Source organism: Nitrosomonas halophila, from assembly GCF_900107165.1.
Classification (GTDB): Bacteria; Pseudomonadota; Gammaproteobacteria; order Burkholderiales; family Nitrosomonadaceae; genus Nitrosomonas; species Nitrosomonas halophila.
This window is the reverse complement of the sequence record NZ_FNOY01000097.1, coordinates 1-7,517: the sequence shown is the minus strand read 5'-3', so window position 1 is coordinate 7,517 and position 7,517 is coordinate 1. Positions and strand designations below refer to the sequence as shown.

7 protein-coding genes are annotated in these 7,517 nt (G+C 55.8%); 3 read left to right on the top strand and 4 right to left on the bottom strand.

The annotated features are described in order from the left end of the window. Positions 1-185: 185 nt before the first annotated feature. The 3 genes from BLV85_RS13775 to BLV85_RS13765 form a co-directional block, all read right to left on the bottom strand. On the bottom strand, positions 186-857 hold the full coding sequence (locus BLV85_RS13775) for a response regulator transcription factor (protein ID WP_143032356.1): 672 nt from the start codon (positions 855-857) through the stop codon (positions 186-188). Positions 858-991: 134 nt separating this feature from the next. Next, complete coding sequence (locus BLV85_RS13770) at positions 992-2,428, bottom strand: VCBS domain-containing protein (protein WP_090415810.1); 1,437 nt, start codon at positions 2,426-2,428, stop codon at positions 992-994. Positions 2,429-2,617: 189 nt separating this feature from the next. Further along, positions 2,618-3,259 (bottom strand): hypothetical protein, encoded by a 642-nt coding sequence (locus tag BLV85_RS13765; RefSeq protein ID WP_090415809.1) that lies wholly within the window; start codon positions 3,257-3,259, stop codon positions 2,618-2,620. A 241-nt stretch (positions 3,260-3,500) separates the two neighbouring features. On the opposite strand from BLV85_RS13765, the gene BLV85_RS13760 reads away from it, so the two are divergent. The 3 genes from BLV85_RS13760 (at position 3,501) to BLV85_RS13750 (ending at position 6,679) form a co-directional block, all read left to right on the top strand. Next, entirely contained in the window at positions 3,501-4,304 is an 804-nt protein-coding gene (locus tag BLV85_RS13760; protein ID WP_090415808.1) for a glycerophosphodiester phosphodiesterase family protein, read from the top strand. A 6-nt stretch (positions 4,305-4,310) separates the two neighbouring features. Then, positions 4,311-5,486, top strand: a complete 1,176-nt coding sequence (locus BLV85_RS13755; RefSeq protein WP_090415807.1) for a glycerol-3-phosphate dehydrogenase/oxidase — start codon at positions 4,311-4,313, stop codon at positions 5,484-5,486. Positions 5,487-5,797: 311 nt separating this feature from the next. Further along, positions 5,798-6,679 carry an ADP-polyphosphate phosphotransferase gene (locus BLV85_RS13750; protein WP_090415806.1) on the top strand — a complete coding sequence of 294 codons (882 nt, stop codon included), beginning with the start codon at positions 5,798-5,800 and terminating at the stop codon, positions 6,677-6,679. Positions 6,680-6,691: 12 nt separating this feature from the next. Here BLV85_RS13750 and BLV85_RS15350 read toward each other — a convergent pair whose 3' ends face one another. After that, the gene (locus BLV85_RS15350) at positions 6,692-7,180 is read right to left on the bottom strand and encodes a hypothetical protein (RefSeq protein ID WP_176974049.1); all 489 of its coding nucleotides are present in this window, start codon (positions 7,178-7,180) and stop codon (positions 6,692-6,694) included. Positions 7,181-7,517 lie beyond the last annotated feature (337 nt).

Below are 7,517 nucleotides of genomic sequence, written 5' to 3'. Positions count from 1 at the left end.
TTCGAGACCTCAGGGTGCAACGGCTTCCCCAGAAAACGCTGTTACTTTACAGTGTTGAGCAAGTTTGCTGCTCACTATTAATATACAAGGGTGCACCTGTGCACCGCTCAGCCTCGCGGACCATGGCCGGGAAAGATAGCGTGTACGGCGTGGTTAACGGCGGTCGGTATTGCGCCGACCGCGCGCTATGAAGAATGGCTGTGGGTGTCGGTGTGGTCGAGGTTGGCGGTGTCCTTGATCAGCAGCGCGAGTTTGATGCGGTCGGTGATGGCGAGTTTGCGGAATATTTCGGTGAGGTGAGCCTTGACGGTACGTTCGGCGATATCGAGTTGCCGGGCGATGCCTTTGTTGCTTTCTCCACGGCCGACCAGCAGCGCGATTTCGTATTCGCGCCGGGTCAGGTTCTCGAGCAGGTTGTTGACTGCATGCTCGATATGCCGTTTCTCCTGGGTGGTGGTGGCCAGTTCCTCGAACATGTAGCCAACCAGTTTGCGCCGCATCCATAACTCCCCTTGCCAGACTGCTTGCACCATGCGCTCGATTGCGGCCGGTGGCAAGGGTTCGCGGCAGCAGCCGCGTATGCCGAGCCGGAACAATTGCCATTCCATTTCATCGGAGATGCCCAGGCTGGAAACGATGACCTTGGTTTTGGGGCTGCTCTGCAGCAGTGTTTCCATTTCCGTCAGGCTGTTTACGCCGAGCATGTCATGGTCGAGCAGCAGTACCGGGGGTGTCCGTTTCTGCATTTCTCTGAGAAGTAGATTCAATTCGCGTATGCAAAGCACGGGCGACAGACTGGATACCCCTTCCCTCCATTGGTCCAGCAGTTGCTGGCTGTTACTGGCGAGCAGAATCAAGATGGCCTCCGCAGATATCAGGTTGAAAGATTGTCAGCAGGTTGAAACGGCAGGCTGCGCATTTGCTTGAGCGCATCGTTCCAGGCAATGCCGGCCGCTCCCGCTCTTGCGAACGAAAGCAGCCTGTTGCCGGTTTACTGCGGGATCGGCTCGGCCTTGAGCAAGGTGAGCGTGCCGTTACCGGGATGAAGCAGCAGCTCCACGGAAAAGAGCGCACCGGTTTGGGTATCGGCCACTTGTGGCAGTTTGACGATCTGGTTGACTGGATTGTAGGTGGCTTGGTAAGGATCGGCCGTCGCGGCTGCATCCAGCAGCCGGGTCGACTGAATGGCAAAGGTTGCCGGAGCCTCGGCGCTTTGCGCCGTCACCACCTGCTCCAGCTCAACTGCGTACAATTGGTTGTTGGCACGCAGCATCGGCACGCTGGCCCGGCGGCCGACCGCGTCGAATTGCGTGCTGAGGGGCGACAGGACCGCGAACGGATCGGCGCCGGTGCGGGTGACGCTGAAGCTGTACTGATCATCCGAGTACGGATAGGCCACGATATATTCTTCGGTGGTGCCGTTATCGGTATCGAGTTTCGGCCCGTCGCGCTTCAATACCACATCACCATTGGCACAATCTTTGTCTTCGCCATCGCGCAGCAGCGGGGACGAAATCAGCACCAGGTAATTTTTGGGCTGCGGGCCGACGCCGATGTCGACGGTGCGGCGGTTACCGAAGCAGGGATCGATAATGCCGACCAGACTGCGTTGCATGAAACCCTTGTTGTATAGCAGATAGGGATGGTTGGCGTGTGCGACCGCCAGGGTTTCAAAGGTATCGTTGCTGTACCATCTGAGCGGGTAGGTTTTGTCCTCATGCGGATGCTGGGCCAGCTGGTCGGCGTCGAACACATACAGCACCCAGCTGTTCTCATCCATACAGGAAGTGCCTTCCGGGCACAGGGCAATATTGATGATTTCGTTGCCGAGGCTGTTGAAAATGAACCAGTCCTGGTCGCTGGACGCGCTCAGCTGCCCGCGCATGATCTGCCCCGGCTGTTGCGAATTGCCGGCGTGGATGGGATTGGCATCGCTTGAACGGTCGTTGAATTCGATCTCGACGTTGTCGAAGGATACCGATGGATTGCCGAGAATGAAAATGGTCAGTTTTACATCAGTTCTGGCACCACTGGCATGAGTCAGCTGGTAGTTGAAAACCTCCTGCGCCACTTCATTGGGCCCGAGCGCCTGTACGTGTTGCGCATCGTTGCGCAATACGTAGCGGTACACACCGTTTGAAATATCCAGCAATCCATAGGTGCCTGCCGGACTGTCAAGCAGCGTCAGCGACGAAGCGTCCACGCCGCCAAAAGCATTGCCCGATACTTCCAGCTTTTCGTTCTTGATGACGGTGGCAACCAGTTCGAGTGTCCCAGCCACTTGTGCGACGCCAGAGTCTGACGAACCATCCGGCGAAGTGCTGCTACCCGGAGGGCGTATCGACATGGTCGAGGCAAATGCCGCATTCAAGCCTGTCAGCATGCATACCAGCATCAGGACACGGCCGGCTTTCATCCATTCATTCATAATCTTTCCAATCGGTTTGTTTATCAAGTGAGTTCCTGGGAAGCACCACGATAACTACAAACCGGGATTATGTTGAAATCCTGCCCGCCACAATCAAGCGAACAACAGGTAAAAAGCCTGGCTATTTCCGTTTGGCAGGTTTATGGAAGCGTGACGGTGGAGGCCGGTATATGACAATCAGCATGGATTCTATGCTGTTTGATTTCTAGCGCGCCATTTCTTCCAGACCCACCCTGCCACCAGCAGGGCGATGGCGATGTACCAAATACCGTAACGCTTCATCCACTCGGCCGTATTTTTCTCTACAAATACCTGGATTTCAGCCAGCTCCACGATTTGCGGGTGCTCCTGGGAGGTATCGGCTGTTTGCAGGTGAAGCTTGAGCGAAAGCGCGTGACGCCCGGGGGTATCCGGCGTGATCGCCCACGACCAGCTGGTGTCGCCATGGTTGGAATAAAGCTGTGCTTGCGGTTCGGGTGGATGGATGTCGAATGTGTCGCCTGATAATTCCGCCTGCATTTCGGGAAACACCCTGCCGCTCACCCCCTGCAGGGAAATGCCGGCAGGTGATTTCTCAACGATATTATTGATGCGGCGTGCCAGTTTTTCGGTATCCAGTTGCAACCCAACCGTGAACGATTCGAATTGCTTGACCTGATCAGGCAAGCTGATCGCCGAGCTGTCCACGGGCAACTTGGTCATCACAAGCGGGGCGAACTGCTTTTCTCCAAACCAGGCATGGGCAAGAAAGTTCATGACAAATGGAATAAACAGAATGGCCGCCAGCAGCACCGGCAACAGCATGCTGAAACGAAGATAGATACGACGCATGGTTCCTCCAGACTTGAATGGTTGTTTCCGAAACGAATGAGCGTGCAATGCAAAGAGATAGGACGAAAAAAATTTTATGCCTCAAGATATTTCCAGTAGGATACAGGAAGCATGGTGTGGTCCGTTGCTGGTTTTGCGGTGCGCAAGCGCACCCTTGGGCGCCGGCAAAGACCCCGCCGTAGCCGTTAATCACTTCCTGGTCGAAGCATTACTGAAAAAGGGTTCACAGGCATAGATCATCATGACTTACCAAGCGCCTTACCTCATCGCTCATCGGGGTTACCCCGCATTGTATCCGGAAAATTCCCTGGCAGGGCTTGAGGCCGCCATGGAGGCAGGCGCCTGTTTTGTCGAGATGGATGTGCAATTGAGCCGTGAACGGACGCCCTATTTGTGTCATGACGACCATCTCGGCCGACTGGCCGGTCTCGATATCTGTTTGACCCAACTTGACGATGATGCCATTGAGGGTTTGGCGGTCCCCTATCCGGCCGCCCCGCATTCAAGGTCAAAGACCGCCGACCGAACCGCGCCGATCGCTCGTTTGTCGACATTCTGCCAGCTTCTGCCGGAGTGGCCGCATGTCACCGCCTTCATCGAAATCAAGGCTGAAAGTATCGCCCGCTTTGGCTTGGAAACGACGGTTGCTGCCATTTCCGATGTGGTTTATCCGCTTCGTGAACAATGTGTCATGATTTCATTCGACCGGCATGCAATCGGTCTGATCCGGGAGCGGGGCATGGCGCGCATTGGCTGGGTCATCGAGCGCTGGCACAACCAGCAGTTGGCGTTCGCCACCGAGCTGGCGCCGGATTATCTGTTCTGCGGCACCGACATTCTGCCCCAGCAACTGAATACGCTCTGGCCCGGCCCCTGGCAGTGGGTGATCTACAGCGTCAACGATTATGCAACGGTGCTGCAATACGCCCAGGCTGGCTTCATGCTGATCGAAACCGACACCATCGGCACCCTGCTTGAATACCCGCTCTTGCGGAGAGCTTGCGCGACCTTCCGCACGGGCGACCCCAATCGGCATCAGAACTGAAACGCGATGTCTGACACCCGGCATTATGATCTGGTAATCGTTGGCGGCGGCATTCAGGGGGTTGCCGTGGCCCAGGCAGCGGCCGCTGCGGGATACGATGTGCTGGTATTGGAGCGGACTGCGCTGGCAGCGGGCACCTCCAGCCGTTCAAGCAAATTGATTCATGGGGGATTGCGCTATCTTGAAAGCGGACAGCTCGGTTTGGTGCGTGAAAGCCTGCGGGAGCGCGCCGAGCTGTTGCGCCTGGCGCCTGCACTGGTCACGCTGCAGCCTTTTCATATCCCGGTTTATCACAACACCTCACGCAGCCCGCTGACTCTGCGCATCGGTTTGAGCCTCTATGCCCTGCTGGCCGGATTTGGTGAAGGTGCGCGCTTTCGCGCCATTCCCCGGCGGGAATGGGAAAAACTGGACGGCCTCTCCACACACGGATTGCAGCAGGTATTGCAATACTGGGATGCGCAAACCGATGATCAGGCCCTGACCGAGGCAATCATGCATTCCGCCCGGCAACTGGGTGCTGAGCTGCTGTGTCCGGCGATGTTCACCCAGGCTACGGTGGTCGGCAATTTGTGTGAGATCGAATTCAGGCATGCCGAACAAATGCTCGCCTGTACGGCCAGCGTTCTGATCAACGCCGCGGGCCCGTGGATCGATCAGGTCGCTCAACGCATCACTCCCCGCCTGCCGCGTTACCCGGTCGAGCTGGTGCAGGGCAGCCATCTGGTGCTGGCAGGGCAACTCGCACAGGGCTGCTACTACCTGGAGGCACCCCAGGACCGCCGTGCCGTGTTCGCCCTGCCATGGCAGGGACATACCCTGCTGGGAACCACCGAAACAATGTTCAACGATGATCCGGCAACGGCCCATCCCCTGGAGGACGAGGAAAAGTATTTGCTCGCCTGTTTCCAGCATTATTTTCCCGATCGGCCCATTCAGGTGCGAGGACGCTTTGCCGGATTGCGGGTATTGCCGAAGTCGTCGACCCGGGCCTTCAACCGTTCACGCGAAATTCATTTGCAGTGTGACCCTCCACAATACCCCCGGGTAGTCGGCATCTATGGTGGAAAGTTAACGGTCTGCCGGGCCACTGCCCGCAAGGTACTGCGCCTTGTCCGGCCTTCCCTGCCGGATAGGCAGCCTAGAGGGGATGTTTCCCAATTGCAGCTGGAACACCCCTGATGACCGCGAGCCATGCAGAATGCGCTCGCACACCATCAAACCATGGCAGCCAGGATCGAAAAATTTGCCTTATGCGGTATAGTCACCGTTGGGGCGGTGCACAGGTGCACCCTTCCCCCATTTGATCGCGTCGCCCCGTAGGGTGCGCCCGCGCACCGTCAAACCATGGTGGCAGGGACCCAAAATGCACCCTGCACGGCAAAGTCGCCGGTGGAGTGGTGCACAGGTGCACCCTACTCTATTGGATCGCGCGCCCTGGAACCGATGGGGATTTTTTGCGTGGGTCTACCACTAACAGAATATGAGGCAAGATGAAACTCGATATCAAGACTGGAAATTTTCAGGTCAAAACCGGCAGCAAGGTTGATTTATCCAAATGGCCTACTGAAATCGATCCCTTTTATACTTCCAAATCCCATTACCTGGAATTGCTGGAGGAATCCCGCCAGGAAATCGGTGCGTTGCAGGAAGTGCTTTACGCGCATAACCACTATGCGGTATTGCTCATTTTTCAGGGCATGGATTCTGCCGGCAAGGGCGGCGCGATCAAGCATGTCATGTCGGGCGTCAATCCGCAAGGTTGCCAGGTTTTCAGCTTCCAGCAACCGAGTTCGGAAGAGCTGGACCATGATTTTTTATGGCGCACCAACAAACGCCTGCCGGAACGCGGTCGGATCGGTATTTTCGATCGTTCCTACTATGAAGAAGTAGCCGTGGTCCGGGTACAGCCGGAGCTGCTGACCCGGCAACGCATTCCCGGAGAGTTCATCGATCCCGACCGGCTCTGGCAGGAGCGTTTCAATGATATCCGCAATCTGGAAGATTACCTGCACCGCAACGGTACGCGCATCATCAAGTTTTTCCTGCATCTGTCCAAGGAAGAGCAGCGCAAACGCTTTCTGGCACGGATCGAAAATTCAGAAAAGAACTGGAAAATCGGCTGTGCCGACGTCGAAGCACGCAAGCTGTGGGATGCCTATGAGGTTGCCTATGGGGAATGCCTGGCTGCCACCACCAGTTCCGATGCGCCCTGGTATATCGTGCCGGCGGATGACAAGCGCAATACCCGTCTGATTGTTTCCTCGGTTTTACTGGAAACGATGAAAAGTCTGAAAATGGACTACCCTGCACCCACGGATGCGCACCGAGAAAATCTGGCGCGCATCCTGGAATATTTGAAAAACGACAAATGAGAATAGACGAAGCTATTTTCTTTCAGCAGTTTCTTCCGATACCGCTGTAGGAGTCGCTTCTGCTGTTTCGGCTGTTTCGGGTTTTTCCACAGCCGCTGCCTGGGCAGCTGGTGGCGTTTCGGTTTTGGCGGCTACCGCAGCTTCAGCCGAAGCTGTTTTGGATTTGGCAGACTCTGGCTTGGCAGGTGCTTCCTTTTTGGCTCGGCGGGCAATTTCAGTCTTGACCTCTGCGAGGAAACCGGTGTTGATTTTACGCTGCTGTTCGGTTTTATACCACGTGACGCTGGTTACCAGTCCCAGCGCAATCAAAATGAAACTCATGGCGGTGATGCCATCGAAAAAGAGGAACACGACACCTGTTGAAATGGCGAACGCGCCGACCAGGGCAAGCAACAGCTCGAACCGCCCGGCCCAGGAGGATTTGGAGTGTTTGAAACACCATGCATCGAGTTCAGTTTGAGTGGAGGCCAGTTTCTCATCTGACCATTTTTTAAGATTCATTCGCGACCCTCCTCTATTGAATTGATATATCCGACTTCGCATCATAACAACTTGTTCTTTTTAGCAACCACATCTTACTCAACCTGGAAACAAGCAGGCAAGTTATTGCCACCACTTATTCAACACAAGTGCTGACATGCACCGGTTTTTGCATAGGATGTGCTTGCGCATCGGCGGTTGCGTTGGCTGTTTCCGGGAAATTGGGCATTTGCGGGATGATCACCTCCGGTTCGGTGCACAGGTGCACCCTTGTATATTAATAGTGAGCAGCAAACTTGCTCAACACTGTAAAGTAACAGCGTTTTCTGGGGAAGCCGTTGCACCCTGAGGTCTCGAA

Coding starts and splice junctions, on each gene's coding strand:
- BLV85_RS13770 (WP_090415810.1), bottom strand. CDS start 2,428: ATGAATGAATGGATGAAAGCCGGCCGTGTCCTGATGCTGGTATGCATG.
- BLV85_RS13765 (WP_090415809.1), bottom strand. CDS start 3,259: ATGCGTCGTATCTATCTTCGTTTCAGCATGCTGTTGCCGGTGCTGCTG.
- BLV85_RS13760 (WP_090415808.1), top strand. CDS start 3,501: ATGACTTACCAAGCGCCTTACCTCATCGCTCATCGGGGTTACCCCGCA.
- BLV85_RS13755 (WP_090415807.1), top strand. CDS start 4,311: ATGTCTGACACCCGGCATTATGATCTGGTAATCGTTGGCGGCGGCATT.
- BLV85_RS13750 (WP_090415806.1), top strand. CDS start 5,798: ATGAAACTCGATATCAAGACTGGAAATTTTCAGGTCAAAACCGGCAGC.
- BLV85_RS15350 (WP_176974049.1), bottom strand. CDS start 7,180: ATGAATCTTAAAAAATGGTCAGATGAGAAACTGGCCTCCACTCAAACT.